Origin of the sequence: Microbacterium pumilum, assembly GCF_039530225.1 — a bacterium.
Lineage (GTDB): Bacteria > Actinomycetota > Actinomycetes > Actinomycetales > Microbacteriaceae > Microbacterium > Microbacterium pumilum.
In genome coordinates this window covers 673,518-697,972 of the sequence record NZ_BAAAOH010000001.1, presented here as the reverse complement: position 1 = coordinate 697,972, position 24,455 = coordinate 673,518, and the positions used below count along the sequence as shown (strand labels likewise).

Here is a 24,455-nt window from a genome sequence, read left to right as displayed (position 1 = left end):
AGCGAAGGCCCTACGCGTCGACGAGCAGGGACTCCGCGACGGCGCGACGCGTGCGGGGTGCGTTCTCACGCTCCTGCAGTTCCGGCGAGGCGGCGCGGATGTCACCGAGTTCGCCGACGGCCATGATGGTGATCGGGGTGAAGTCGTCGCTCAGTCCGAATGCCGCTGAGATGGCCGCAGGATCGAAACCGCCCATCTGGTGGGTTGAAAGGCCGTCGGCGTGCGCCTGCACGGTGAAGTGCGCAGCGACCTGTCCGGTGTCATAGAGTGCCCAGGTCATCGGCTTGCCGTCGCGCGTGGTTTCTGCGACGAAGACGATGAGCGCACCGGCATCCCCGGCCCATGCCGAGTTGAAGCCGGCAAGGGTCGCCATGATCTTGGCGTGCGCCTCGCCGCCGCGGCGTGCGACGATGAGCTTCCACGGCTGAGTGTTGGCGCCCGTGGGGGTCCAGCGCGCCGCTTCGAGGGCGCTCGCCAGCGCCGTCTCATCGAGCGCTGCGACGCTGTCGAAGATTCGAGTGCTCCAACGCTCGGCGAGCACATCGAGGATCGGAGCGTGGGTGGGGGCGGTGCGGTCGAGGATGTCGGTCATGGCGTCTCCTGCGGTTGAGATCGATATGGTGCGGGACACCCTCGGCCCGTTCTATGCAACCGCATGCACCTGTGAACTGTTCCCGGGGTCGCTGGGAAGAGGCAACATCCTGGATCGATACGCCGCGCGAGGTCCGGCGGCTTCGACGCCGCTACGGTCGGAGAATGCAACTAGCGCGTTCCGGCCGCCTCGTCGGCATCTGGCGGGGGCGTCGCGCGGCGAGCGCTGTGCGTCCGGCGGGGGCGTGGACATGAGACGTCAATCGGTCTTCGAGATGATCCGGGCCTTGTGGGGTTCGACACACCCCGGCCCGACGCTCGTCGTCTCGGCACTCGCCCTGGCGATCGGTATCGCTGTGGGGCTCGAGCCGTGGCGACTGGTGCTGCTGACCCTCGCTGTCTTCAGCGGTCAGCTCTCGATCGGCCTGTCGAACGACGTGATCGACGCGCCTCGAGACCGGGCGGTCGGCCGCGCCGACAAGCCGATCGCCCGCGGAGACGTGAGCGAGCGCGTCGCGTGGGGCGCTGCCATCGGCACGGTCGTCGTGGCGCTGGTGCTGTCGGCCCCGCTGGGCTTCGGGATGCTGGCCGCACACGCCGTCTTCCTCGCGTCGGCGTGGTCATACAACGTCGCGCTGAAGGCGACGCCGTTCTCGATCCTGCCGTTCATCGTCAGCTTCGGGATCTTCCCGTCGCTGGCTACCCTCGCTTCTCCGGATCCGCATGTCGCGGCGCCCTGGGCCTGGATCGCAGGCGCCGCGCTCGGCGCAGCGGTGCACCTGACGAACGTCCTTCCGGACCTGGATGAGGACCTGCGGACAGGGGTGCGCGGACTGCCGCACCGGGTAGGCGCGCGTTCGTCGGCCGTCATCGCGGCTGCCGGCATCGTGGTCGGCGCCGTCGCGGTGCTGATCGGATCCACAAGGGGAGACGTCGCGACTGCCTCGCTGCTGTCGTGGATCTTCTTCGGTGCGGTGGTCGTCGTCGCCGTGGCGACCGCTGTGCTCGCTCTGGTACGGCCGCCCACGCGGGCATTGTTCCGGCTCGTGATGCTCGCGGCGCTTCTGCTCGCGGCCCAGCTCGTTGCGACGGGCGGTGCCATCGCCGCCTGAGTCTCCGGCGTCCTCAGGTGGGGGGTCGATGACCGCGCCGGAGTGCCACCGGCGGCGCGGGTGGCTCTTCGCACCGCATCCGCGGCTGGTTTCGGCATCCGCGGCCTATCGATGGCGCGGATGTCGCGTTCGACCGCGGACCTGGAAAGCCGCCCACCGGGTCGGAGTGCGACCGGCGGGCGCGGGCGGAGCGGCGCTCGGCCGCACCCCGGCGCCGATCGATCAGGCGTCGCGGTCGAAGCCCATGGCGTAGGCGTGGGCGAGCAGTCGCGCGCCGGGCGGCAGCAGCGCGAGCCGCAGACCCACGCGCCGCACGGCGTGCGGGAACGAACCCAGTGGCCGCCCCAGCGAGGTGTTGAGGGTGGCGATCGCGGCGGCGGTGCGCGCCGACGCGACCCGGCGGCGCTCCCACCGGCCCAGGTCCGCATCGGGCGCCTCGCCCGTCCGCACCCAGGCTGCGAGCAGCGGCGCGAGGGTCGCGGCATCCAGGAGCCCGAGGTTCATCCCCTGCCCGCCGATCGGACTGACCTCGTGGGCGGTGTCGCCGATCGCGAACAGGCGTCCGCGGCGCAGACCGGGTGCCACAGCGCGGCGCACCTCGAACGCCGACGCGTCCGTCATCCGCGCCGCCGCATCCAGCTCGCCTCGAAGCTCGAGGGCTGCTCGCAGGCGCTGGGTCCGCGCACCGTCGCTGGTGTCGCGTGGGTCGGAGTCCCACGCCACGAACCGACGCCGTCCGCCGGGCAGGGGGAAGGACTCGAGCACTCCGGAGCGGTCGATGTTCACCACCGCCAGGTCGCCGTCGCGGTCGGCCGCGACATCCGCCATGAGATAGCGGTCGGCGTACGGCAGCACCCGCACACCTCCCGGACGGTAGACGAGGTCGCGGGCGCGCCACCCTCCGGCCACCACGACGATGGGCGCGCGTATCGAGTCACCAGAGGCGAGCGACACGCGGATGTCGTCAGCTCCGGGCGTCACCGCGGTCACCGTGGTCGCCCACGTGGGCTCTGGGGCTCCCGAGCCGAGCGCCGTCTCGGTCGCGGCCTGCGGAAGCGCCGCGACGAAGGGGAACCGTGTGCGGAGCCGGTCGAACCGCACCACCCCGAGCGCACGTCCGTCGGTCCGCGCCTCACCCCGCGAGACACGCACGGCGGAGGCGAGCAGCCGCTCGGTGATCCCGGACGCCTCGAGGGCCGCGAGCACCGGGGCATGCACGCCGATCGCGCGCGTGCCGTCGCCAGGTGCCGTGCGCCGCTCGAGCACCGCGACGTCGACGCCTCGTCGCGTGAGCTCGCCGGCGAGGAGCGAGCCGACCGGTCCCGCGCCGACGACGATGACGTCAGCCATCGGCCCGGCCCACGGCCAGGACGCGGTACGGCGCCGCGGCCTCGACGCGCCACCCATCCCCGAGCGCGAGCGCGAGTTCGTCGACGCGGTAGCTCCGGCGGATCGAGCGCAGCCCATCGGTGCGCAGGAACGTCCCGGGTGCGAACGGAGTCACCCCGATCGTGTACAGGCCATACGCGAGCCGGCTGCGGCGGATGTCGGAATGCACGACGATCCCCTCCGACAGGGCGAGCGACTGCTCAGCGAAGACGGCGAGCTCACCGGCCGACAGATGGTGCAGCACATGGTTCGACACGACGACGTCGAATCGCTCACCCGCCGCAGCGAGCGCCGCCGCATCCGCGCACTGGAATTCCACCCCTGATGTGGTGCGCTCCCGGGCGACGGCGATCGCGCGCGGGTCGGGGTCGACACCCACCCACCGCACGTCGAACCCGTCGCGCGCCGCGAGGCTCGCGAGCCGCAAGACCAGGTCGCCGCCTCCGGAGCCGATGTCGAGGATTCGAGCGGGTGCTCCGAGCGAGGCGAGATACGGGCGCAGCTGCGAGCGATACGCGGCACCCCAACCGCTGATGAGCCGATTGACGGTGTCGAAACGACGGAGTGTCGCTGCGAGCCGGCGAGGATCGCAGTCGGGGTCGTCCATGAGTTCGGCGACATCGGCGTCGCGGACGCTCAGGTTCACGCGGCCGCCGTCGAGGTGCGGGTCAGGAGCGCCGACTCGACGGTGAGTCCTGGTCCGAAGGCGAGCGCGGCGATCTGCGCACCCAAGGGGAGGGCGTCATCGTGGAGCAGATCGCGCAGGATGAACAGGATCGTCGCGCTCGACATGTTTCCCTGGTTGCGGAGCACGGAACGGGATGCCTCGAGCGCGGCGGGATCGAGGTCGAGACCCGTCTCCACCCGATCGAGGATGCTGCGACCGCCCGGATGCACGGCCCACACGTCCGGTGTGTCCGCACCGAGGAAAGAGCCGACCGCTTCACGGATCTCACGCCCGATGATTCGCGGCACCTCCGCGGTCAGCACCATGTCGAAGCCCTCGTCGCCGATCGTCCACACCATCTCGGACTCGCCCTCGCTGGTGAGCGCCGTGCCGAACCGATCCAGCTCGAGCCGCGGCGACCCGCCACGGGGCTTCGCCGACACGACAGCCGCGGCGGCTCCGTCAGCGAAGACGGATGCCGCAACCACCTGCTGCGGGTCATCTGACGATCGGATGTGCAGCGTGCAGAGTTCCGCCGCCGCAACGAGCACGACCGCATCGGGCTGCGCTGCACAGATTCGCGCTGCCGCGCGCAGACCGGGGAGTGCCGCCGCGCAGCCCATGAATCCGATGTGATAGCGCTCGACCGTCCGCGGCAGACGGAGATCCTTCACCAAACGGAAGTCGGGGCCCGGCGCGAACATGCCGGTGCACGAGACGGTGACGACATGCGTGATCTCGTCGGGGGCGACATCGGCCTCGTCGAGAGCCTGCGCGGCGGCCTCGGCGAAGAGGCCCGGCGCAAGGCGGATGTACGCATCGTTGCGGGCGCCTGTGGTCGGGGCGAGGATCCTGCCGCCATCGCCGGCCAGCGGCATCCCGCTGTCGGTCCGTACATCGTCGCCCGTCGCGAATGCCACGAGGTCTGACAGCACCGTATTGCGATAGTCGATCGCCGACGCGTCGAACGCGGCGTGGATGAGCCGCTGCGTGATGCGACTCAGGCCGGGCTGGGCTGCGAAGACGTCGCGAGCGGCGGTCTGCGACACGCGCGCCGCCGGCACCGCGGTGCCGATCGACAGGATGCTCGCGGCCATGGTCAACCTTAGGCACGGCGGGGTGCATCTGGGCGACGGACGGGCGGGGTCACATCGCCGGCCAGTCCGATGGTCCGGTCGAACCGGCGGTGTATTCCTCGAGGGGCACATCGTCGCGCTGCCACGAATCGATGACGGGCTGTACGATGCGCCAGCACTGTTCGGCGGTGTCGCCCCGCACCGAGAGGGTCGGGTCGCCGTCGAGGATGCCCTCCAGCACTTCGCTGTAAGCCCGCTGCTCGCCCTCGCCGAATTCCGCCTCGAGTGTTCCGCGATCGAGGTGGAAGGGATCGCCGGGACCGTTGAGGTTCAGCTCGAGCGCCATCCGATCCGGTCCGAGCGAGAGGCGCAGGATCGACGGCTCGGTCGAGCCTTCGAAGCCGCGTGGAAGGTGCGAGACCGCCTTGAATCGGATGACGATCTCGCTGAACTTCTCGGTCAGCGCTTTGCCAGAGCGAAGCGTGAAGGGCACCCCGGCCCACCGTGAGGTCTGGACTTCGAAGGTCACCTGCGCGAGCGTCTCGGTGTCGCGGGCGGGGTCGACGCCGGTTTCCGCAGCGTAGTCGGGCAGCTTCCGCTCGCCGATGGAACCGGCCGTGTACCGGGCGCGCCGTGAGTGAGCGACGGGGTCATCGTCGAGCACCTTGGTGGCGCGCAGGGCAGCGGCCTTCGCATCACGGAAGTCGATGGCATCCAGGGTCGAGGGCGGATCCATCGCGACCACGGCGAGCACCTGCAGCAGGTGACTCTGGATCATGTCGATCATGGCGCCGGCATGGTCGTAATAGCCCGCTCGCCCCTCCAGGCCGAGGGTCTCGTCGTAGCGGATCGAGACCGACTCGACGTGTTCGTTCGACCACACCGGTTCGAACACCCGGTTCGCAAAACGCAGTCCCAGCACGTTGAGCACGGTCGAACGACCCATGAAGTGGTCGATGCGATAGATCTGGTCCTCGGGCACGAGTTTGGCGAGCAGTTCGTTGAGTGCGGCCGCGCTCGCTTCGTCGCTTCCGAACGGCTTCTCGAGTCCGAGCATGATGCCCTCGGGGAGGTCGATCTTCTCGAGAGCCTCGCACCCCTTGGTTGCGATGGCAGGGGCGACGGCGAAGTAGAGGGCGACCCGGCCTTCGCACTCCCGCAGCAGTGCGGCGAAGCCGTCAGGGTCGGTGATGTCGGTGCGGCGATAGATCGCACCGTCGCGCACGGATTCGACGGCAGGACCCGACGCTCCCGCGGATGCGAACGATTTCGCGACGACGGTCCGCCACGCGTCGTCATCCCACTCGTCGATCCCGGCCCCGACGAGCTTGACGCTGCGTTCCGGGTCTTCCGTCAGCAGCTGGGCCAGTGCCGGCAGGAGCAGCCGTGACGTCAGATCGCCCGAGGCTCCCAGAATGCACAACGTCGTGTCGCTCGCCATCCCGTCACGATAGCCCTGGTCGACGCCAAGAGAACCGATGGCGACTGTTACCAGCGAGGGCTTGACATGGTCATCGAAGAGGGAATCGGTGCACGCGTACCCCTTGCCGGAACGCGTGCACCGAAATCAGGTGGTCGAGACGCTCGCCGGGGCGTGGGCGTCGGGCAGCTCGCGCATCGTCCAGAACGGACCGATGACCACGAACAGGCTCGCGAACATAGCGCCGACCCCGATCAGCCAGCCGCCGAAGGCCGGCCCCGCGATTCCGGCGAGCTGCTCGGTCGACTGCAGCTTGCCGTTCGCCTCGGCGATCTGGTGGCTGCGCACGAGGGACGGGATGATGCTCTGGTTCGACACATCGAAGAATACGGTGGCGACGCCCATCACAACGGCGACGAGGTAGATCTGCCACATCTGGAGTGCCCCGAACGCGGCGAGGACGGGCAGCGAGGCGAGCGCGATGGCGCGGACCAGATCGGCCACGATCATGACGTGCCGCTTGCGCATGCGGTCGATCCACGCGCCCGCGGGGAGGCCCACGACGAGGAACGCCGCGACATTGGCGGCCGTCAGCACGCCGACTTGCCACTCTGTCGCGTTGAGGATCAGCACGGCGAGAACAGGAAGCGCCAGCTCGGTGATCTGCGCGCCGAACTGGCTGAGCGCCTGGCCGCTCCACATCGTGAGGAAGTTGCGGTCGCGCCAGAGCGACCCCTTCGGTGCCGGAACCACGGCGGGAGCGGCCGCCGAGTCGATCGCACGGTCGGCCTCGGCGGCATCCTCCGCATGAGTCGACGAGAGGGGAGTCCGCGCCTCGGCGCGAGCCTCGGCGAGCACGCTCTCCTCGAGTGCGGCCTCGCTCGAACCCTCGTCTGATTGGGACATGTCAATCAGTCTCAAACACCGATTGGGAATTGTCAATCGGCTATTCTGACCTCGTGACCGACGAGATCGAGGACGAGCGCGAGGACGAGCGCGAGAGCGGGGAGCGCATCATCCTGCGACCCGGCGATCCTGAGGCCGAGGCGCGGATGCGGGCGATCAGCTCACCGCTGCGGCTGCGAGTGCTTCGGCTCTGTGCGTGGGAGTCGCGGACCAACAAGGAGCTCGCAGAGCTTCTCGACGTCAACCCGGGCACGATGCTCCATCACGTCCGCACGCTCGTGCAGACGGGTTACCTCGCCGCCGAACCCGATCGGGCCGGTGCGCAGGGCAGCCGCGAGGTGCCGTACCGTGCCACCGGCCTGTCGTGGCGGACTCCGATGCCCGAGGGCGGCAACTACATCCTGGTCGAAACGTTCCTGCAGCAGATCAACGGCCTCGCCGACGACCAGCTCAACGTCACGTGGCTCGGGTTGAAGCTCAACGTCGAGCACAAGGCCGAACTACAGGAGCGTCTGTACGCCCTCTTGAACGAGTTCAAACAGCGTCCGCCGGATACCGATGGCGAGACCTATTCGATGTTCACGGCTCTCCACACCGACCTGAACCCGCCGAGCACCCGAGAGTAGGCGCCCGGCGGGTCCGCGGCTCAGCGCGCGAGCGCCTCGCGCAGCTTCACGCGTGCACCCATCCGCAGCAGCGAGTTCTCGTAGATGCGGGCACCGACGAGGATCGCGGCGACACAGGTCGCGATGAGGATCGCGAGGGAGAGCAGCGGCTCCCACCACTGCGCCTCTCCGAGGTAGAGGCGCATCGGCATCCCGACCGGAGCCGAGAACGGCACGTACGACATGATCGCGAGCACCGTCGGGTTGTCATTGAAGAAGATCACCAGGAAGTACGGCGCCATGATCAGCATCGTGAGCGGCGTCGTCGTCGATCCGATGTCTTCCTGACGCGACACCATCGCCGCTGCCGCCGCGAACAGCGACGCCAGCAGGATGAATCCGAAGAGGAAGAACACCGCGAACCATGCGATCGGCCCCCCGAGACCCTGCAGGATCGCGCCCTGCCCGGTGACCGTGAGTCCGACGATGGCTATCGCCGAGAGCACGAGGATCTGCGCCATCGCGAGCACGGTGTTGCCGATCACCTTGCCGGCCAGGAGCGCCCGCACCGGGATCGCCGAGATGAGCAGCTCGACGACCCGCGTCTGCTTCTCTTCGACGACGCTCTGCGCGATGGTGCCTCCGAACAGCGACGCGGCGAGCAGGAACACGACGCCGAAGCCGATCGCGACGAGATAGCGGAGTGCCTCGTCGGTCGTGTCGGGATTCAGCAGCTGCACCGGCGGCACTTCGGCGAGCGACAGCATGAGCTGCGTCGGCGCGCTCGAGTCGGCGATGAGGGCGAACCCGAGCGGTGACGAGGAGTCTTCGACGATCGCCGCATCGACATCGCCCGACTCCACGAGGGCCTCGGCGTCGGCCTGGTCGGCGGCCGGAGTGATCTCGAGACCCGGAACGTCCTGCACATACTGCTCGGCGCCGGCCGTCACTGCGACGGGCGTTCCGTCGGTGTTCCCTGCCGAGATGCCGCCCCAGATGACGAGGGCGAGGGCGCCGAGGAAGAGGATGATCGTCGAGATCAGGAACGCCTTGCTACGCACCTTGGATGCGATCTCGCGCTCCGAGACGAGCCACACGCTCTGCGCGAAGCTGGGTGCCAGGGCGATGCGCGGGGACTGCGTGCTCATCGGATGACCTCCCGGAAGATCTGGGCGAGGGTGGGATGCTGCGGCGCGAAGCTCGCGACATCCCCCTGCGCCACGGCCCGGCGCAGCACGCGCTGCGCCGTCTCGTCGCTGTCGACGTCGAACACCGCGTAGCCGCCGTCGAAGTCGAGCACCTCGACGCCGGCCTCGGAGCGCAACCACCCGGCATCGCCCGCTGAGACCAGCTCGAATCGCCGCGTGGAGTGCTCGGCGCGCAGCGAGTCGCGTGCGCCGGCTGCGCGGATTGTGCCGCCGGCGATGATCACGAGGTCATCGCAGAGCCGCTCGACGACGTCGAGCTGGTGCGACGAGAACAGGACGGCGGCGCCCTCGGCCGCGCGCTGCTGCAGCACACCGGCGACGACGTCGACCGCGAGCGGGTCCAAGCCCGAGAACGGCTCGTCGAGGATCAAAACCTCGGGGTCGTGCACGAGCGCAGCGGCGATCTGCGCGCGCTGCTGGTTTCCGAGCGACAGCGTCTCGACGTTGTCGGCGAGGCGCTCGCCGAGTCCGAGCTGCTCGAGCAGCCCCGTCGCCCGGGTCTCGGCATCCGTCTTCGAGAACCCGTGCAGCCGCGCGAGGTACACGATCTGCTCGAGCACTTTCATCTTGGGGTACAGCCCGCGCTCCTCGGGCATGTAGCCGAAACGGCGACGATCGGATGCCGTCACCTCGGCGCCGTCGAGCGCAACAGTCCCGGCATCCTTGCTCAGCACGCCCAGGACGATGCGCATTGTCGTGGTCTTGCCGGCGCCGTTGCCGCCGACGAAGCCGGTCAGGCGTTTCGGCAGCACGTCGAATGACACGTCGTCGAGCGCAAGTCGTCCTCCGTAGCTTTTCGTGATCCCGGTCAGCTTCAGCATCTCGTCTCCTTCAGTGCGGTCGCTCCCACGCTAGGCAGGCGGTGGCCGGCGGACATCCCCCGTGAGGGGGGTTACCGTCCTCCGCCGCGCGGATGATCCGGTCCCCCGGCCGTCGCGGCGCCCCCGTTCTCCCGCTTCATGTCCCACTTTCTCCCGGACTCGAAGCCCGTCGGGGGGCGAAAGTGGGACATGCGGTCTCGCCGCGCGCTGAGCCGCGCTACGCGAGCCCGTGGCGATGGGCGTAGACGACGGCGGCCACCCGGTCGCGCGCGCCGAGCTTCTGCAGCACATTCGACACGTGGGTCTTGACCGTCGCTTCGCCGATGTAGAGGCGCTCGGCGATCTCGGAATTGCTCATGGCCTCGGCGACGAGCGTCAGCACCTCGGCTTCGCGATCGGTCAGCTCCGGCATCGAGGCGGGGCCCGTCGGGTCGGGCCAGGTCCTCTTCGCATCGCTGCCGCGGACCGGTCCTTCGCTCGACGGCGAGCCGGATGCCGCGAACCGCGCGATCACGCGGCGGGTCACCTCGGGAGCGAGGAGCGCGTCGCCCGCAGCGGCGACGCGGACCGCCGCGACGAGTTCCTCCGGACCGGCGTTCTTGAGCAGGAAGCCGCTCGCGCCCGCATCGAGCGCTTGGAACAGGTAATCGTCGCGATCGAACGTCGTGACGATCACGACCGCGGCATGCAGCGTCGCGTCGGCGACGATGCGGCGGGTCGCCTCGATGCCGTCCATCTCGGGCATCTGGATGTCCATGCAGATCACGTCAGGACGCAGAGCGGATGCCGCCGCGACCGCCGCAGCGCCGTCGGCCCCCTCGCCGACCACCGTGATGTCGTCCGCCGTCTCGAGGATCATCCGGAACCCGGCGCGCATGATGGCGTGGTCGTCGACGAGCAGCACGCGGATCGCGTCGCGACTCATACGGTGACCCGTGACGGCAGCGGAACCCGCATTCGAACCAGGAAGCCGCCGCGACTGCGCGGCCGGACCTCGATGGACCCTCCGGAGGCCGCCGCGCGCTCGCGCATGCCCAGGATGCCGAGGCCCGGGCGCACCGACGATGTCAGCCGGCCTTCGTTCGCGATCTCGAGTTCGAGCTCGTCGGCCGCGTAGCGCAGTCTGACATCGGCTGCGGCATCCGGACCCCCATGTCGGCGCGCGTTGGTCAGCGCCTCCTGGGTGACGCGAAAGACGTTCACCTGCACGAGATCGGGCAGGTCCACGGGCTCGCCCACGATCGTGAGTGTGGTCGGCATCCCGCTCTCACGCGCGTGCTCGACCAGTTCGGCGAGTCCCGAGATGCGCACGGTCGACGCGTCGGGCGCATCGCCGGCGGGCGTTCTGAGGGTCTCGAGCAGGTGGTGCAGCTCCTCGAGCGCGGCGCGCGCCTCGGTCTCGATGCCGCGCAGCGCGGTCCGTGCGGCATCCGGATCCCGCTCCATGACCGAACGGGCGGCACCCGCCTGCACGCCCATCGCCGACACGTGGTGGGCGACGACGTCGTGCAGCTCGCGGGCGATGCGCACGCGGTCGAGCGCGACGGCCTGGGCGCCTGTGACCTCGCGCTCGCGCTCCAGCTCGATGGTCCGCTGGCGCAGTGCCTCGCGCTCGAGCGCGGACGCGTAGGCCCTGTCGCCCATGTAATACGCGCCGCCGAAGAAGGCCGCGTTGACCAGGAACTGCATCAGCATGAACGCGACGAAGGGCGAGAACAGCCCGGCGCGGGACAGCCCGCCGTCCGTGTCACCTGTCGCGGATTGAAATGTCGTGACGAGCAGCCAGCCGAACATGCCCACGATGATCGCGATGCGCACGATCGCCGCGCGGCGGCGGTCGTTCATCCATGCGCCGACCGTGTACATGCCGATGAAGAGCACAATGTTGCCGACGTACATCTCGGGGATGTGGAAGCTCATCGCCACGAAGAACGCCAGCGCGCCGGCGATCGCGACCATCGCGGGATAGCGCCGGCGCACGGCAAGGGGAGCCGTGAGCGCGACGGCATACAGCAGCGCCCACTCGAGGCCCGGCGATTCATCGCCGTAGATGCCGGCGACGCTGCCGAGGGCCGCGCTCAGGATGGCCCCCAGCATCAGAGCGGCAGCGAGCCACACATCGGAGCGCAGTTCGCCGGCAGTGGGCGCCGGGCGCGCGAGCCGCGGCGAAGCGGAATCGGACATCTCTCCACGGTACGGGGGAGATGGGGCGACGGCATCCCCCGCACGACGGAGAGGGATTGCGGATGCTGCGCTCCGCTGGATTACTTGCTATTGACAAGCATGGTTGTTTTTTGCAAGTATCGAGCCAGACGCCAGATGCGTCCATCAGAATCCCTCGGAAGGAGCCATCATGGCCACCAGCATCTTCGTGAACTTCTCGAGCTCGGACCTCGAGCGCAGCAAGGCGTTCTACACAGCGCTCGGCTGCGAGATCAACCCGCTCTTCACCGACGACAACGCGGCGTGCATCGTCTGGGACGAGAACATCTACTTCATGGTGCTCACCAAGGAGTACTTCTCCACTTTCACCGACAAGACAATCATCGACGCCTCGACCAGCGCTCAGGTGTCGCTCGCGCTCAGCCGTGACTCGCGTGAGGACGTCGACAAGATCCTCGAAGCCGGTCTCGCCGCCGGCGGCAGCGAGCCGCGGCCGGTGCAGGACTACGGTTTCATGTACTCCCGTGACCTGGACGACCCCGACGGCAACAGCCTCGGCTTCCTCTACATGGACCCCGTGGCCGCGGAAAAGGGACCAGAGGCCTACATGGCGGAGCAGGGCGCGCAGGCCTGACGTGGCATCCCGCAGCTACGGGCAGTACTGCGGGGTCACGACCGCCGTCGAGTTGATCGGCGAGCGATGGGCAATGCTCATCGTCCGCGATCTGCTCGTCGGCCCTCGCCGCTACACCGACCTCAAGCAGGGGCTGCCCAAGATCCCCACGAACATCCTTTCGGTGCGGCTCAAGGAGCTTCAGGAGGGTGGCGTGGTGCGGCGCGTGGCACTCAAGAACTGCGGGCTCGTGTACGAGCTGACCGAGTACGGACGCGCGCTGGAGCCGATCGTCCTCGCGCTCGGGCGCTGGGGTTTCCAGCAGATGGGCGATCCTGGGCCCGACGACATCGTCACGGCAGATTCGCTCACGATGGCGCTGCGAACGGCTTTCCGGCCGGATGCCGCAGCCGCCCTGCCCGCCGCCGACTACGAAGTGCATGTCGGCGACGTGGTGCTCCGCGTGCAGGTGGACGGCGAGACGCTCCGCATCGCGCAACTCGCGCCGCCGGCTCCGCCGATCGGCGGCAGGCTCCCCGCGGGTGAGCCGGAGCTCGTCTTCGCGGCGGGTCCCGGCATCCGCCGTGTCATCTCGGGAGAGCTCACACCGGCCGAGGCGATCGATCAGGAGGTGATCGCCGTGGTCTATGGCGACGCCACCCTGCTCGAGCGATTCGCCGCGACATTCTCCATCGACCCCCTGGCAACGCCGATTCTCGCGGCATGACGGACGTCGCGGCATCCGCGATCCCGAAAGGAGACGGCCATGACCGGCCGCATTCAGATCGACCTGTTCACCACTCTCGACCTCGTCGCGCAGGCGCCGGGCAATCCCGATGAGGACCGCGATGGCGGCTTCCCGTTCGGCGGCTGGCAGGCGCCGCTCTTCGACGATGTCGTCGGGCAGAACGTCGGCGCCGCCATCTCGGGGCTCGACGCGCTGCTGCTCGGCCGGAAGACGTACGACATCTTCGCCGCGTACTGGCCGAACCACACGGACGGCGTCGACGGCGCGATCGGCCGGCAGTTCGACCGGGTGCCCAAGTACGTCGCCTCGCGGGGGACACCCGCACTCGACTGGCAGGGCACCACGCAGCTCGGACCAGACCTCGCCGCCGAGCTGTCGGAACTGCGCGAACGGCACGAGAACATCCACGTGATCGGCAGCGTCGATTTCGTGCAGACCCTGCTCGCGGACCGTCTGTACGACGAGCTGGGGCTGTGGGTTTATCCGATCGTCCTGGGGCAGGGCAAGAAGGTCTTCCCCGACGGTGCCGTGCCCGCGAACCTCGAGTTGCTCGCACCGCCGCTCGTCTCGGCGAACGGCGCCGTGCTGCTGCGCTACGGACCCCAGCCCGGGGTTCCCGCGACGGGCGACTTCGACACCCTGGACCGCGAGGCCTGAACGCCGCTGTGCGGCGAAGCCTCAGTGGTGGTGCGCGTGGGCGTGCGCCGCGCCGACGGGCTCGTCGGTGTGCAGCCATTGTGCGACGGGGCGACCGTCACGGCGCCACCACGAGCCCTGCCGGTCCTGCGGCCAGCCTTCTGGTGAGTCCTCCCAGACCTCCTGGCGACCGTAGAGCGTCAGGTCGAGCAGGTTGAGGACGGGCGCGAAGGACTCGGTGCCTCGGTCGGTGGTCTCGTAGGTCAGATAGACGTCATCGCCGTCGCGCAAGTAGGAGCGCATGATTCCGCCGTCGGCGACGGCGGGCTCGTTCTGGGTGAACTCCGTCGAGTACCAGGGCATCGTCCAGCCCATGAAGTCGCGAAACGCCGCGATGTCGTCCCACGGCCCTTCGCAGAACACCGCGAAGGTCACATCGCGGCCCTCGAGGTAGGCGGGTGAGGTGGCGGACAGATCGGCGATCGTGAGCGTGCAGCCCTCGCACTGCTGGGCGGTCGACTTTCCACGGTGCCACATGAAGGCGTACGCGATGAGCAGCGGACGCCCTTCGAAGGCGTCCACGATCGAGGTCGGGCCGTCGGCGCCGATCAGTGTGGTCGGTGGCACCGGGGTGGCGGGCAGTCGTCTGCGCGAGGCGGAGATCACGTCACCGGCGCGGGTGTGCGCCTTCTCGCGGACGAGCAGCTCATCGCGTCGGCGCTGCCACTCACCGCGATCGACGATCTCAGGCATCGGATAACGATCTGCGAACTCGGACATGCCGCTATTTCTAACATAGCGGGCACTTGCTCTTCAATACCCATATGCGAGAATGTCGCCATGCCGACCAGACGGAGGTACGCGCAGCAGGGGGATGCCTGCGCCACAGCGCATGCCATCGAACTGCTCGGCGACCGCTGGACCTACCCTGTCATCCGTGAGCTGATGCTCGCACCGAAGAGGTTCCGCGAACTCGAATCGGGGCTGCGAGGAGTCACGCCGGCCGTGCTGACCACACGCCTGCGCGAACTCGAAGCGGCAGGACTCATCCGGCGCGTGACCCTGCCGCCGCCCGCGAACGTGCCGGTCTATGAGCTGACCGACTGGGCGCGCGAGCTCGAGCCGACCTTCGCGGCTCTGGGTCGTTGGGCACACGCGTCGCCGACGCGCACGCTCGAAGGCGCAGGGCTCACGCCCGATGCCGCGGTCCAGTCGATGACGACGATGGCGCCGAGCGAGTCGATCGAGCCGCCGATCCAGCTCGAGCTGCACCTGCACGATGCGCGGGTGGATGGGGCGGCCGGTTACGACTACGCATTGTCGTGGGATGCCGCGGGCCTGCGCATCGCGCGCGGGTCGAACCCGCTGGCCTCGGCCGCGGTGCGTGCGGACTCGTCGGAGTGGGCGCTCATCCTTCACGCGGGCGAGCCGCTGGGGGCGTCGGGCGTTGAGATCCACGGCGACCGAGCGGCGGTGGCCCGAGTGGTGGGGCTGTTCGCAGGCCTCGGTCGTTGAGCGAGGGAGCGCAGCGACCGAGACGAACCCCGCTGAGCCCGGCGGGGTCGCGTCAGAAGATCATCGGGCGGTCGTCGTCGTCGGGCCCGCTGAAGTCGAGATCCACGACCACCGGGACATGGTCGCTCGGCAGCTCGCCCTTGCGCTCGTTGCGGTGGATCGAAGCTCCCGCCACCGCGTTGGCGAACCCGTGCGAGCCGAGGATGAAGTCGATCCGCATGCCCTCGTTCTTCGGGAAGCGCAGCCGCTTGTAGTCCCAGTACGTGAAGCCGATCGGCACGAGGGGTCTGACGACATCCGTCAATCCCGCCTCCTCGAGCGCCGCGAACGCCTCGCGCTCCAGAGGCGAGACGTGGGTGGAGAAGCCTGGAACCACCGCGGGGTCACCGTTGTCGGCATCCGTCGGCGCGATGTTGAAGTCGCCGACGAGCGCCAGCGCCAGATCGGGGTCCTCGGTCAGCGCGTCGGTCGTGTACTCGGTCAGCGCCGAAAGCCAGTCGAGCTTGTAGTCGAAGTGCGGGTCGCCGAGCGCGCGCCCGTTCGGCACGTAGAGACTCCACACGCGGACTCCGCCGACGGTGGCGCCGATGGCGCGAGCCTCTGGCGGGGCTTCGAGGAGCCCGGGCTCCTTCGCGAAGCCGGGCATCCCGGGAAAGCCCACCTCGACGTCGGTGAGGGGCTCCCGGCTCGCGATCGCCACGCCGTTCCACTGCGAGAAGCCGTGCGCCTCGACGTGATAGCCGGCCTCTTCGAACTGTTCGTAGGGGAATTGGTCGGCCTTGCATTTGATCTCCTGCATGGCGAGCACATCGATGCCTTCTCGCACCGCGAAGCCGACGATCCTGTCGACGCGAGCGCGGACGGAGTTGACGTTCCAGGTGGCCAGGCGCATGCTCCCAGCCTACGGTCGGCCGCGGACGTTCCTGGTGCCGAATCGGCGGACCGAGCCCGCGCGATCAGCCCAGCGCGGCGCGGATCGCGGGGACGCGTGCGAGGTAGCCGTCGACGGCGCGGCGCGTGTTCTCGGGCTCTGCGCGATCGCGGAGCGACAGCATCCCCGGGTCGCCCCGTTCGATGCCCGCGGCGATCCTGGTCACCGATGTGAGCATGCGTGCGGCGACAGCGTCGAGGATCTCGTTCGGAGTGAGCCCGCCGTAGGCCTCGGCGACGATACGCACGCGCCGGGCCGCATCCGCCGGGGGCAGGGGGTCGCCGAGCGGGATCGCCGACCAGCACAGGATGGCGACATCGTCGACGGGATGCCCAGGCCCGGCCTGGTCCCAATCGATCAGCCCGGCGAACCCGCGGTCGTCCACGATCCAGTTGTAGCTGCCGGTGTCGTTGTGGCAGATGAGCTGGCCCGGCGCGAGCGGCGACGACGTCTGCCGCCAGGCGACATCGCCGGGATCCCACCCGCGAACCGCGTCGTGATACCGCCGCAGCCACGCTGCTCCCTGGGCGAGCACGTCATCGTCAGCTTCGCGGATGCCCGGATCCAGTGCCTCGCCCGGTAGGAACGTGAGCGTCTCCTCGGTGTCCGTCACGGCGACCACGCGCGGCACGCCCTCGAGTCCGTCGTCGGCGAGGAAGGCGAGCAGGCGGTGCACCGCGGGAGTCCATGGCCCGACGGGGCGGTGCACGACGGGACCGAACACCGGATCGTCGGCGTACCACACGCCGCCTGAGCCACCGGGAAGGTGCGTGCGCTCGACCATTCCCCGACCGTATCGCGGCGATCCGTAGACTCGGTCGCATGACCGTCGCGTCCACGCCCGAGACCGAAGCCGACCGCCAAGCCCTGATCGGCCTGATCAAAGACGAAGCCGTCTTCCACGGCGACTTCACCCTGTCGAGCGGCAAGAAGGCAACCTATTACGTCGACATGCGCAAGCTCACGTTGGATCACCGCGCAGCCCCCGGCATCGGGCGGATCATGCTGGACCTGATCAGGGATGTCGACGGGATCGTCGCCGTCGGCGGCCTCACGCTGGGTGCGGATCCGATCGCCAACTCGGTCATGCACGAGTCCGCGCGGACCGACCATCCGCTCGACGCGTTCGTGGTGCGCAAGGAACCGAAGGACCACGGTCGCGGCCGTCAGGTGGAGGGGGCGGATGTCGCGGGCAAGCGCGTCGTCGTCGTCGAAGACACCTCGACCACCGGTCAGTCCGCCCTCAAGGCCGTCGAAGCGCTGCGGCGCGAAGGGGCGGAGCCGGTCGCCGTCGCGGTGATCGTCGACCGCAAGACCGGCGCGCAGGCGGCGGTCGAGGCCGAGGGTCTGCAATGGCTCGCCGCGATCGACCTCGACGACCTGGGGCTCCAGCCGCAGTAGGCGCCGACCAGGGGCGTTTCGTCTCGTTTCGCTCGCTCGACGACCGGAAGTCCGTGGTCGTTGCGAGGGACACTTCGAGTCGCTTCGCTCGCTCGGCGGTGCGCGGTCCAGCAAACCCAGGTTCCGGATGCCGGAACCCTGCGAAACCAGGACCGGCCCGGAGCGTCGCGAGCCGCGGGACCGAGTCGTGCGCGTTTCGTCTCGCCTTCGGCTCGCTCACGATCGGGATGACCTGGGGAGGGCGCCTACCTGTCGTCGTCCTTGTCGCGCCTGTTCATGCGGATGTACTGCCACACGAAGACGATGAGCGTGCCGACGAGCACCACGCCACTTACGGCGAACAGCAGGGTCTGCTCGAGCTCGGTCATTGCGGACGCCTTCCTCCTGCGGCATCCGCGACGATCTTCGCGATGCGCGCCGCGCGCGTGTCGGCCCGGCGGGCCGAGTCCACCGCCGCGATGCCGAACTTGCGGCTCGACGGGGGGAAGACATCCCACTGCTCGCGGGCGGCGGGCACCGCATCGAGCGCGACTGCGAGGTCGTCGGGCTCGCGCAGGGCCTCCGCATTGTCGAGAATCGTCCACGACCCGTTGGCCTTCGCCAGCTCGACAGCGCGGATGCCGGCCTCGGCCATGAGGCCGTCGCGCTCGAGGATCTCGAGTCGCACCTTGTTCGTGGCCGCCCAGCCGCTCGACGGGCGCCGCGGGGCGAACCACAGTCCGGCTGTCTGCTCGTCGAAGGTGCGGACGGGGCCGTCGATCCAGCCGAAGCACAGCGCGTGCAGGATCGCATCCTCGTAGCCGATGAGGTCGAGACCCGATCCCGGTCGCGGACGCACCAGCCATGCTCCCTTGGAGGTCGCATGGTTCGCCGCCAGCCACGCCCGCCACGTCGCGGCATCCGCTGCCACGACCTTCTCACCGTCGTCGAGAGCGCCCATCGCCGTCAGAGGCCCTCGACGATGTCGGTCTCGGGCAGATCCGTCTCGACCGGCTCGGTATAGAGCAGGTCGGCCACGGACTCCAGGACTTCGTCGGGGCGGAACGGGAATCGCTCGATCTCGGCCGGATCGCTGATGCCGGTCAGCACGAGAACGGTGTGCAGGCCCGCTTCGATGCCGGCGATGACGTCGGTGTCCATGCGATCGCCGATCATCCCGGTGTTCTCGGAGTGGGCGCCGATGCGGTTGAGCGCCGAGCGGAACATCATGGGATTCGGCTTGCCCACGACATACGGCGCCCTGCCGGTCGCCTTGGTGATGAGCGCTGAGATCGCGCCCGTCGCGGGCAGTACGCCGTCGATCGAGGGACCCGTGGCATCCGGATTCGTCGAGATGAACCTCGCGCCCTCGAGGATCAGCCGGATCGCCTTCGTAATGGCCTCGAACGAGTAGTTGCGGGTCTCGCCGACGACGACGTAGTCGGGGTCGGTCTCGGTCATGATGAAGCCGGCCTCGTGCAGGGCGGTGGTCAGCCCCGCCTCGCCGATGACGAACGCCGATCCGCCGGGCAGCTGACTCTGCAGGAAGTCCGCCGTCGCGAGCGCCGACGTCCAGATCGCGTGCTCCGGGACGATGAGCCCTGATGCCCGCAGCCGGGCGCTCAGATCGCGCGGCGTGAAGATCGAGTTGTTCGTCAGGACGAGGAACGGGGTGCCCTCGTCGCGCCACTGCTGCAGCAGCTCGGACGCGCCGGGGATGGGGGTGTTCTCATGGACGAGCACGCCGTCCATGTCGGTCAGCCAGCATTCGATGTCGGCACGGGTCCGCATGAGCCCAGCCTATCGACGGCGGGTGCCATAGCCGGGCGTAGGGTCGGAGTCGTGCCACGCGCCGTCGGCTGGGACCCCCAGCACCTTCCCGATCTCACCGGTCTCAGCTACATCATCACCGGATCCAACGCGGGGCTCGGCTATTTCGCCTCCGAACAGCTCGTGCGCGCCGGAGCGCGGGTCATCATGACCGGCCGCAACCCGAACCGGCTCGCGGCCGCGCGTGCCGCAATCCATCGCCGAAGTCCGGATGCCGCGTCCGCCCAGGTCGAGACGCTCCTGCTCGACACGAGCAACCTCGGGTCGGTTCGCGCGGCCGCCGCGAGCGCTCGCATGGGCGGCGGGCTGGACGGCGTTCTGCTCAACGCCGGGATCGTGCATCCGCCGAAGCGTCGTGAGACCACCGGCGACGGGCACGAGGTCGTGTTCGCGACCAACGTGCTCGGACACTTCGCCCTCGCCGGAGAGCTGCTGACGACGTTGGCCGCGGCTCGTGGCCGGATGGTGTGGGTCGGGAGCATGTCCACCGCCCTGACGCCGTACGATCCTGTCGACCCGGAGCTCACGACGGGGTACTCGGGATGGCGCGCCTACGTGCAGTCCAAAGTCGCGACGACCGCGCTCGGGTTCGAAGCCGATCGGCGGCTGCGGGATGCCGGCGTCGCGGTGACGAGCGTCGTCGCGCATCCGGGATACTCGGTCAGCGGACGCACGCCGGGGGTGGTCGGGGTCAACGCGCCTACGAAGCTCACGCGCTTCACCGACAACCTGCAGGCGCCCATCACGCAGTCCAAGGAGCATGGGGCATGGTCGCTCGTGCGCGCTCTCGTGGATCCGTCCATCGAGGGCGGCGAGTTCTGGGGGCCGAGGGCCGGGCCGTGGGGCGAGCCGCGACGGAGCACGGCGGCGAAGATCACCCGCGATCCCGAGGTCGCAGCGCGGCTGTGGCGCGCGTGCGAGGATGCGACCGGGGTGCGCTGGCCGATCGAGAAGGCCGCACGGGTCCGGCGCTGAGCCCCGCGACGCGCCGGCCGTTCGGGCGCGTGCGGCGGGTTCGGCAGCGTGAGCGAGACGAGCACAGACGAAACGGCCGTGTGCGAGTGGGTGGCGGGTGAAGCCGCTGGCAGACTGACCGCGGGAGGTCGGATGCCGTCAGCTGCGACGTCGCTGTGGGCCCGGATGATCCGGAGAGTCCGCGAGTCGTCGTGGGCGATCGACGCCAATGACGGGATCATCGCGACCGCGGGTCTGCTCCAGGGTTTCGCGGGTGCCGGTGCGGGTGACCAGCTGCTGCTCTATGCGTCGGTCGCTTCGATGCTCGCCGGTGGGTTGAGCGCGGGCGGGGCGAAGTGGGCCGAGGTCGCCGCCGAGCGCGAGGCGCAGCTCAAGATCGCCGACGAGGAACGAGCCGAGCTCGAGCAGGATCCGGTCGGGGAACTGGCCGAGCTCGCCGAGTACTGGCAGGGCAGGGGTCTCGCGCCGGCCCTCGCGCGGGAGGTCGCCGAGCAGCTGACCGCCCGCGACGCCCTGGCCGCGCAGCTCGACGCCGAGCACGGGCTCGAGGAGATCCTCGCTCCGGCGGCGCCGTGGTGGTCGGGCTTCGAGACGGCCGTGGCGTTCATGATCGGTGCGGCGGTGCCGGTGCTCATCACGTACTTCGCCCCCGTCGCGATCGAGACCTGGGCGATCCTCGTGGCCGTCGTGGTCTCCCTCGCGCTGACCTCGCTCGTGGCAGCGGGTCTCGGACGCCTCTCTGCGCTCCGGATGCTGGTGCGCAGCCTTGTGGTCGGCCTCGGGACCATGGGCGTGAGCTACCTCGCGGGCTCGCTCTTCTTCTGACGCACGGAGCCCTGCGCCCGGACGGGTCGCCTGCTCAGGCGCTGAGCCATACGGCGTCGGCGGCCCCCACGGGCAGCGCGACCTCGGAGGCACCGATGCGGAGGGTTCCGGCATCCGTCACCATCACGTCGGCACCGACGGCGACTCCGGCCGCCTCCATCGCGCGCAGCAGGCTCGCGTCGCGGTCGCTCACGCGCAGCACGCGTCCGGCGTGACCGGGTGATGCCGAGGCGAGCAGCACGAAGGGTTCGCGATCGACGTGGCCCGCGGCATCCGGAATCGCATCGCCGTGCGGATCGAACCGTGGCCGCCCGAGCCGCTCGTCGATGCGCTCGAGCAGGCGGTCGCTGAGGGAGTGCTCCAGGACCTCGGCCTCGTCGTGCACCTCGTCCCATGCGTATCCGAACTCGCGGACGAGCCACGTCTCGATGAGCCGATGGCGGCGGATGATCGCCGCCGCTCGCCGCTCGCCCTCATCGCTCAGCGCGATCGGACCGTACGGCCGATGCGTGACGAGGCCCTGTGCCGCGAGCTTCTGCACCATCTCGGTGACGCTCGAAGGCGCGAGTCCGAGCTCGGCGGCGAGCTGCGACGGCGTGATGCGATCGGTCTGCCACTCGGTGTGGTGATAGATCGTCTTGAGGTAGTCGTCGACGGCAGGGGAGGCCACGGCTTCAGGGTACCGGCCGAGGTCGTCAGGCTCCGGTGAGCACCAGCCAGAGCAGGATCGCGTTGAGCGCGATGAGGAACACGGATGCCGCGATCCCGGCGATCGTCGTCGCGAGGCGATTGCGGTGCACACCCAGCACCTCGCGGTTGGCGGTGAGGGCGACCAGCGGAACGAGTGCGAACGGAATGCCGAACGACAGCACGACCTGGCTCAGGATCAGCGCGAGGGTCGGATCCACACCCGCGCCGAGGATGATGAGCGCGGGGATGAGGGTGACCAGCCGCCGGGCGACCAGCGGCACTCGGATGTGCAGGAGGCCGTGCATGATCTCGGCACCCGCGTAGGCGCCGACCGAGGTCGAGGCGAGCCCGCTCGCGAGGAGGCCGACGGCGAACAGCGTAGCGACGAGCGGCCCGAGCCCGGCGCTCAACGCGTTGTACGCGCCCTCGAGCGTGGCGGTGCCGGGCACGCCCGCGAGGTTGGCCGCGGCGAGCAGCAGGATGCAGAGGTTCACCGTGCCCGCGATGATCATCGCGATCGACACGTCCCAGCGCGTTGCGCGCAGCAGTCGTGAGGTCGGGATGCCGCGCAGCTCCTCGAGCGGGATCTCGATGCGGATCTGCGCCGGTCCCTCGTCTGGGTTCGAGGCCGTCCGGCGGTAACGGGCTGAGCCCGCATCGGTCACTGCGCCTGCGCGTGCATCGGTCCCTGAGCCTGCGCGTGCATCGGTCCCTGAGCCTGCGCGTGCATCGGTCCCTGAGCCTGCGCGTGCATCGGTCCCTGAGCCTGCGCGTGCATCGGTCCCTGAGCCTGTCGAAGGGTCCGACGCCGCCCGGCCCCCGGCATCCGTCGGCGCGAAGCGGTCGCGAGCGAGGGCACTGTGCGCATAGATCGCGTGGGGCATGATCGTGGCGCCGAGGATGGATGCCGCCAGCAGCACCGATCCGGTGCCCTCGAACCGCGGCACCAGCCCGCCGACGATCGCGCCGGCGTCGGGCGGCGCGATGAACACGCCGAACGTGAAGCCGATCGCGATGATCGCGACGAGCCCGATGATCACGAACTCGAATGTGCGCGGGCCGCGGCGCGACTGCACCACGAGCAGCACGAGTGACACCGTCCCGGTTATCAGTCCACCCCAGAGCAGCGGGATGCCGAACAGCAGGTTGAGCGCGACCGCTCCGCCGATCACCTCCGCGATGTCGGTCGCCATCGCGACCAGCTCGGCCTGCAGCCAGTACGCACGCCGTGCCCATCGGTTGCCGATGCGCCGGCCGAGCATCTCGGGAAGGCTCCGCCCGGTGACGATGCCGAGCTTCGCGGACAGGTACTGGATCAGCCACGCCATGACATTGCCGAGCACGACGACCCACACCAGCAGATAGCCGTACACGGCTCCCGCGGTCATGTTGCTCGCGACGTTTCCGGGGTCGAGATAAGCCACGCCCGCCACGAGCGCAGGACCTATCAGCCACGCGAGGTGCTTCGTCGAAGGCGCAGGCGTCGGCGGTGCGATCTCCATCGAAGCGCCAGTTTTCGGCATACCGAAATCGTAGATTGTTTTTCGGCCGACCGAAAGATGTGCGCGGTACCCAGAACAGGTGATCTCGCTGATTCAGGCCACGACGGTCGCGGATCTTCCTGTGTTGGTCGAACCACCTGATCTGGCGAAGCGCGCAGGTGCCAGGACGCCCGCGTTACGGCCGCCACCCTCCGCGAACTAGCCTGGCGCGGTGACCAACACCGAACCCGACCCCGAGCCGACCCTCCCGCACGGTGTCGGGCCGTGGCCAGGCGGCGCCGGCGCATGGCCCGACGACCCCCGCTACGACCACGAACTGCTCGCGCATGGCGACACCCGCAACGTGATCGACCGCTACCGGTACTGGTCGCTGGACGCGATCGTCGCCGACCTCGACCTCCAGCGGCACCCCTTCCATGTCGCGATCGAGAACTGGCAGCACGACATGAACATCGGATCCATCGTCCGCAGCGCGAACGCCTTCCTCGCCGCCGAGGTGCACATCGTGGGCCGCCGGCGCTGGAACAAGCGCGGCGCGATGGTCACTGACCGCTACCAGCACGTGCGTCATCACGAGGATGTCGCGGCTTTCGCCGCATGGGCGGATGCCGCATCCCTCCCCATCATCGCGATCGACAACGTCGAGGGCTCTGTGCCGCTCGACCGTGCCGAACTGCCCGAACGATGCGTGCTGCTGTTCGGGCAGGAGGGGCCCGGACTGTCGCCCGAAGCGGTGGCGGCGGCATCCGGAGTCGTGGAGATCACCCAGTACGGCTCCACCCGCTCGATCAACGCGAGTGCCGCCGGCGCGGTCGTCATGTACGAGTGGTGCCGCCGCTGGGCATGACCCTC

At 69.3% G+C, this 24,455-nt stretch carries 28 protein-coding genes; 10 read left to right on the top strand and 18 right to left on the bottom strand.

What is annotated here, in order from left to right; all coding sequences use genetic code 11:
* Window positions 1–10: 10 nt before the first annotated feature.
* Entirely contained in the window at window positions 11–592 is a 582-nt protein-coding gene (locus tag ABD188_RS03160; RefSeq protein WP_344058444.1) for a nitroreductase family protein, read from the bottom strand.
* Window positions 593–842: 250 nt separating this feature from the next.
* Here ABD188_RS03160 and ABD188_RS03155 point away from each other — a divergent pair, with 250 nt between their 5' ends.
* Window positions 843–1,703, top strand: a complete 861-nt coding sequence (locus ABD188_RS03155; protein WP_344058442.1) for a UbiA family prenyltransferase — start codon at window positions 843–845, stop codon at window positions 1,701–1,703.
* Window positions 1,704–1,925: 222 nt separating this feature from the next.
* Here ABD188_RS03155 and ABD188_RS03150 read toward each other — a convergent pair whose 3' ends face one another.
* The 5 genes from ABD188_RS03150 to ABD188_RS03130 form a co-directional block, all read right to left on the bottom strand.
* Window positions 1,926–3,053 carry an FAD-dependent oxidoreductase gene (locus ABD188_RS03150; protein WP_344058440.1) on the bottom strand — a complete coding sequence of 376 codons (1,128 nt, stop codon included), beginning with the start codon at window positions 3,051–3,053 and terminating at the stop codon, window positions 1,926–1,928.
* Window positions 3,046–3,738 (bottom strand): methyltransferase domain-containing protein, encoded by a 693-nt coding sequence (locus tag ABD188_RS03145; RefSeq protein ID WP_344058438.1) that lies wholly within the window; start codon window positions 3,736–3,738, stop codon window positions 3,046–3,048. The genes ABD188_RS03150 and ABD188_RS03145 overlap by 8 nt, the downstream gene beginning before the upstream one ends.
* Entirely contained in the window at window positions 3,735–4,856 is a 1,122-nt protein-coding gene (locus ABD188_RS03140) for a type III polyketide synthase (protein ID WP_344058435.1), read from the bottom strand. Before ABD188_RS03140 ends, ABD188_RS03145 begins: the two co-directional genes overlap by 4 nt.
* Window positions 4,857–4,905: 49 nt before the next feature.
* A complete protein-coding gene (locus ABD188_RS03135) occupies window positions 4,906–6,276 on the bottom strand; it encodes a glucose-6-phosphate dehydrogenase (protein WP_344058433.1) in 1,371 nt (456 codons plus the stop codon).
* A 126-nt stretch (window positions 6,277–6,402) separates the two neighbouring features.
* On the bottom strand, window positions 6,403–7,161 hold the full coding sequence (locus tag ABD188_RS03130) for an MFS transporter (protein WP_344058431.1): 759 nt from the start codon (window positions 7,159–7,161) through the stop codon (window positions 6,403–6,405).
* 53 nt (window positions 7,162–7,214) lie between these two features.
* On the opposite strand from ABD188_RS03130, the gene ABD188_RS03125 reads away from it, so the two are divergent.
* Window positions 7,215–7,787 (top strand): ArsR/SmtB family transcription factor, encoded by a 573-nt coding sequence (locus tag ABD188_RS03125; RefSeq protein WP_344058429.1) that lies wholly within the window; start codon window positions 7,215–7,217, stop codon window positions 7,785–7,787.
* Window positions 7,788–7,807: 20 nt separating this feature from the next.
* Here the strand turns inward: ABD188_RS03125 and ABD188_RS03120 are convergent, their stop codons facing one another.
* The 4 genes from ABD188_RS03120 to ABD188_RS03105 form a co-directional block, all read right to left on the bottom strand.
* Window positions 7,808–8,914, bottom strand: coding sequence for an ABC transporter permease (locus tag ABD188_RS03120; protein ID WP_344058427.1), 1,107 nt, complete (start codon window positions 8,912–8,914; stop codon window positions 7,808–7,810).
* Complete coding sequence (locus tag ABD188_RS03115) at window positions 8,911–9,795, bottom strand: ABC transporter ATP-binding protein (RefSeq protein ID WP_344058425.1); 885 nt, start codon at window positions 9,793–9,795, stop codon at window positions 8,911–8,913. The genes ABD188_RS03120 and ABD188_RS03115 overlap by 4 nt, the downstream gene beginning before the upstream one ends.
* Before the next feature lie 217 nt (window positions 9,796–10,012).
* Window positions 10,013–10,720 carry a response regulator gene (locus tag ABD188_RS03110; RefSeq protein WP_344058423.1) on the bottom strand — a complete coding sequence of 236 codons (708 nt, stop codon included), beginning with the start codon at window positions 10,718–10,720 and terminating at the stop codon, window positions 10,013–10,015.
* Window positions 10,717–11,979, bottom strand: coding sequence for a sensor histidine kinase (locus ABD188_RS03105; RefSeq protein ID WP_344058421.1), 1,263 nt, complete (start codon window positions 11,977–11,979; stop codon window positions 10,717–10,719). The genes ABD188_RS03110 and ABD188_RS03105 overlap by 4 nt, the downstream gene beginning before the upstream one ends.
* 169 nt (window positions 11,980–12,148) lie before the next feature.
* Between ABD188_RS03105 and ABD188_RS03100 the strand changes: the two genes are divergently transcribed.
* From ABD188_RS03100 to ABD188_RS03090, 3 genes are read left to right on the top strand one after another with little or no spacing between them, the layout of a single operon-like run.
* Window positions 12,149–12,592: a VOC family protein gene (locus ABD188_RS03100; RefSeq protein WP_344058419.1), complete on the top strand. Its 444-nt coding sequence runs from the start codon at window positions 12,149–12,151 to the stop codon at window positions 12,590–12,592.
* A gap of 1 nt (window position 12,593) precedes the next feature.
* Window positions 12,594–13,298: a winged helix-turn-helix transcriptional regulator gene (locus tag ABD188_RS03095; RefSeq protein WP_344058417.1), complete on the top strand. Its 705-nt coding sequence runs from the start codon at window positions 12,594–12,596 to the stop codon at window positions 13,296–13,298.
* A gap of 39 nt (window positions 13,299–13,337) precedes the next feature.
* Complete coding sequence (locus ABD188_RS03090) at window positions 13,338–13,976, top strand: dihydrofolate reductase family protein (RefSeq protein ID WP_344058415.1); 639 nt, start codon at window positions 13,338–13,340, stop codon at window positions 13,974–13,976.
* A 21-nt stretch (window positions 13,977–13,997) separates the two neighbouring features.
* On the opposite strand, the gene ABD188_RS03085 is transcribed toward ABD188_RS03090, so the two are convergent.
* Window positions 13,998–14,708, bottom strand: a complete 711-nt coding sequence (locus tag ABD188_RS03085; protein ID WP_344058413.1) for a DUF899 family protein — start codon at window positions 14,706–14,708, stop codon at window positions 13,998–14,000.
* A gap of 87 nt (window positions 14,709–14,795) precedes the next feature.
* Here ABD188_RS03085 and ABD188_RS03080 point away from each other — a divergent pair, with 87 nt between their 5' ends.
* Window positions 14,796–15,470, top strand: a complete 675-nt coding sequence (locus ABD188_RS03080; protein ID WP_344058411.1) for a winged helix-turn-helix transcriptional regulator — start codon at window positions 14,796–14,798, stop codon at window positions 15,468–15,470.
* Window positions 15,471–15,522: 52 nt separating this feature from the next.
* On the opposite strand, the gene ABD188_RS03075 is transcribed toward ABD188_RS03080, so the two are convergent.
* Together ABD188_RS03075 and ABD188_RS03070 are read right to left on the bottom strand one after the other, a co-directional pair.
* Window positions 15,523–16,362 (bottom strand): exodeoxyribonuclease III, encoded by an 840-nt coding sequence (locus ABD188_RS03075; RefSeq protein WP_344058410.1) that lies wholly within the window; start codon window positions 16,360–16,362, stop codon window positions 15,523–15,525.
* A 64-nt stretch (window positions 16,363–16,426) separates the two neighbouring features.
* Window positions 16,427–17,185 (bottom strand): phosphotransferase, encoded by a 759-nt coding sequence (locus tag ABD188_RS03070; RefSeq protein ID WP_344058408.1) that lies wholly within the window; start codon window positions 17,183–17,185, stop codon window positions 16,427–16,429.
* A gap of 38 nt (window positions 17,186–17,223) precedes the next feature.
* On the opposite strand from ABD188_RS03070, the gene pyrE reads away from it, so the two are divergent.
* Window positions 17,224–17,802 (top strand): orotate phosphoribosyltransferase, encoded by a 579-nt coding sequence (gene pyrE / locus ABD188_RS03065; RefSeq protein ID WP_344058406.1) that lies wholly within the window; start codon window positions 17,224–17,226, stop codon window positions 17,800–17,802.
* Between the two features lie 245 nt (window positions 17,803–18,047).
* On the opposite strand, the gene ABD188_RS03060 is transcribed toward pyrE, so the two are convergent.
* The 3 genes from ABD188_RS03060 to ABD188_RS03050 are packed head-to-tail and all read right to left on the bottom strand — an operon-like array spanning window position 18,048 to window position 19,572.
* Complete coding sequence (locus ABD188_RS03060; protein ID WP_344058404.1) at window positions 18,048–18,170, bottom strand: hypothetical protein; 123 nt, start codon at window positions 18,168–18,170, stop codon at window positions 18,048–18,050.
* Window positions 18,167–18,742 carry a YdeI/OmpD-associated family protein gene (locus ABD188_RS03055; protein WP_344058402.1) on the bottom strand — a complete coding sequence of 192 codons (576 nt, stop codon included), beginning with the start codon at window positions 18,740–18,742 and terminating at the stop codon, window positions 18,167–18,169. The genes ABD188_RS03060 and ABD188_RS03055 overlap by 4 nt, the downstream gene beginning before the upstream one ends.
* A gap of 5 nt (window positions 18,743–18,747) precedes the next feature.
* Complete coding sequence (locus ABD188_RS03050; RefSeq protein WP_344058400.1) at window positions 18,748–19,572, bottom strand: HAD-IIA family hydrolase; 825 nt, start codon at window positions 19,570–19,572, stop codon at window positions 18,748–18,750.
* Window positions 19,573–19,623: 51 nt separating this feature from the next.
* Here ABD188_RS03050 and ABD188_RS03045 point away from each other — a divergent pair, with 51 nt between their 5' ends.
* On the top strand, window positions 19,624–20,586 hold the full coding sequence (locus ABD188_RS03045) for an SDR family NAD(P)-dependent oxidoreductase (RefSeq protein WP_344058398.1): 963 nt from the start codon (window positions 19,624–19,626) through the stop codon (window positions 20,584–20,586).
* A 132-nt stretch (window positions 20,587–20,718) separates the two neighbouring features.
* Window positions 20,719–21,411, top strand: a complete 693-nt coding sequence (locus ABD188_RS03040) for a VIT1/CCC1 transporter family protein (RefSeq protein WP_344058397.1) — start codon at window positions 20,719–20,721, stop codon at window positions 21,409–21,411.
* Between the two features lie 34 nt (window positions 21,412–21,445).
* Here ABD188_RS03040 and ABD188_RS03035 read toward each other — a convergent pair whose 3' ends face one another.
* The gene (locus ABD188_RS03035; protein WP_344058395.1) at window positions 21,446–22,081 is read right to left on the bottom strand and encodes a metal-dependent transcriptional regulator; all 636 of its coding nucleotides are present in this window, start codon (window positions 22,079–22,081) and stop codon (window positions 21,446–21,448) included.
* A 25-nt stretch (window positions 22,082–22,106) separates the two neighbouring features.
* Complete coding sequence (locus tag ABD188_RS03030; RefSeq protein ID WP_344066832.1) at window positions 22,107–23,603, bottom strand: Nramp family divalent metal transporter; 1,497 nt, start codon at window positions 23,601–23,603, stop codon at window positions 22,107–22,109.
* A 211-nt stretch (window positions 23,604–23,814) separates the two neighbouring features.
* Between ABD188_RS03030 and ABD188_RS03025 the strand changes: the two genes are divergently transcribed.
* Window positions 23,815–24,450, top strand: coding sequence for a TrmH family RNA methyltransferase (locus tag ABD188_RS03025; RefSeq protein WP_344058393.1), 636 nt, complete (start codon window positions 23,815–23,817; stop codon window positions 24,448–24,450).
* Window positions 24,451–24,455: the final 5 nt, after the last annotated feature.

What these genes read in the sequence shown, in the direction of transcription:
- ABD188_RS03130 (WP_344058431.1), bottom strand. Translation starts at nt 7,161, where the DNA reads ATGTCCCAATCAGACGAGGGTTCGAGCGAGGCCGCACTCGAGGAGAGC.
- ABD188_RS03030 (WP_344066832.1), bottom strand. Translation starts at nt 23,603, where the DNA reads ATGGAGATCGCACCGCCGACGCCTGCGCCTTCGACGAAGCACCTCGCG.
- ABD188_RS03050 (WP_344058400.1), bottom strand. Translation starts at nt 19,572, where the DNA reads ATGCGGACCCGTGCCGACATCGAATGCTGGCTGACCGACATGGACGGC.
- ABD188_RS03155 (WP_344058442.1), top strand. Translation starts at nt 843, where the DNA reads ATGAGACGTCAATCGGTCTTCGAGATGATCCGGGCCTTGTGGGGTTCG.
- ABD188_RS03085 (WP_344058413.1), bottom strand. Translation starts at nt 14,708, where the DNA reads ATGCCTGAGATCGTCGATCGCGGTGAGTGGCAGCGCCGACGCGATGAG.
- ABD188_RS03100 (WP_344058419.1), top strand. Translation starts at nt 12,149, where the DNA reads ATGGCCACCAGCATCTTCGTGAACTTCTCGAGCTCGGACCTCGAGCGC.
- ABD188_RS03105 (WP_344058421.1), bottom strand. Translation starts at nt 11,979, where the DNA reads ATGTCCGATTCCGCTTCGCCGCGGCTCGCGCGCCCGGCGCCCACTGCC.
- ABD188_RS03120 (WP_344058427.1), bottom strand. Translation starts at nt 8,914, where the DNA reads ATGAGCACGCAGTCCCCGCGCATCGCCCTGGCACCCAGCTTCGCGCAG.
- pyrE (WP_344058406.1), top strand. Translation starts at nt 17,224, where the DNA reads ATGACCGTCGCGTCCACGCCCGAGACCGAAGCCGACCGCCAAGCCCTG.
- ABD188_RS03150 (WP_344058440.1), bottom strand. Translation starts at nt 3,053, where the DNA reads ATGGCTGACGTCATCGTCGTCGGCGCGGGACCGGTCGGCTCGCTCCTC.
- ABD188_RS03140 (WP_344058435.1), bottom strand. Translation starts at nt 4,856, where the DNA reads ATGGCCGCGAGCATCCTGTCGATCGGCACCGCGGTGCCGGCGGCGCGC.
- ABD188_RS03055 (WP_344058402.1), bottom strand. Translation starts at nt 18,742, where the DNA reads ATGGGCGCTCTCGACGACGGTGAGAAGGTCGTGGCAGCGGATGCCGCG.
- ABD188_RS03090 (WP_344058415.1), top strand. Translation starts at nt 13,338, where the DNA reads ATGACCGGCCGCATTCAGATCGACCTGTTCACCACTCTCGACCTCGTC.
- ABD188_RS03115 (WP_344058425.1), bottom strand. Translation starts at nt 9,795, where the DNA reads ATGCTGAAGCTGACCGGGATCACGAAAAGCTACGGAGGACGACTTGCG.
- ABD188_RS03075 (WP_344058410.1), bottom strand. Translation starts at nt 16,362, where the DNA reads ATGCGCCTGGCCACCTGGAACGTCAACTCCGTCCGCGCTCGCGTCGAC.
- ABD188_RS03160 (WP_344058444.1), bottom strand. Translation starts at nt 592, where the DNA reads ATGACCGACATCCTCGACCGCACCGCCCCCACCCACGCTCCGATCCTC.
- ABD188_RS03110 (WP_344058423.1), bottom strand. Translation starts at nt 10,720, where the DNA reads ATGAGTCGCGACGCGATCCGCGTGCTGCTCGTCGACGACCACGCCATC.
- ABD188_RS03070 (WP_344058408.1), bottom strand. Translation starts at nt 17,185, where the DNA reads ATGGTCGAGCGCACGCACCTTCCCGGTGGCTCAGGCGGCGTGTGGTAC.
- ABD188_RS03135 (WP_344058433.1), bottom strand. Translation starts at nt 6,276, where the DNA reads ATGGCGAGCGACACGACGTTGTGCATTCTGGGAGCCTCGGGCGATCTG.
- ABD188_RS03080 (WP_344058411.1), top strand. Translation starts at nt 14,796, where the DNA reads ATGCCGACCAGACGGAGGTACGCGCAGCAGGGGGATGCCTGCGCCACA.
- ABD188_RS03060 (WP_344058404.1), bottom strand. Translation starts at nt 18,170, where the DNA reads ATGACCGAGCTCGAGCAGACCCTGCTGTTCGCCGTAAGTGGCGTGGTG.
- ABD188_RS03040 (WP_344058397.1), top strand. Translation starts at nt 20,719, where the DNA reads ATGCCGTCAGCTGCGACGTCGCTGTGGGCCCGGATGATCCGGAGAGTC.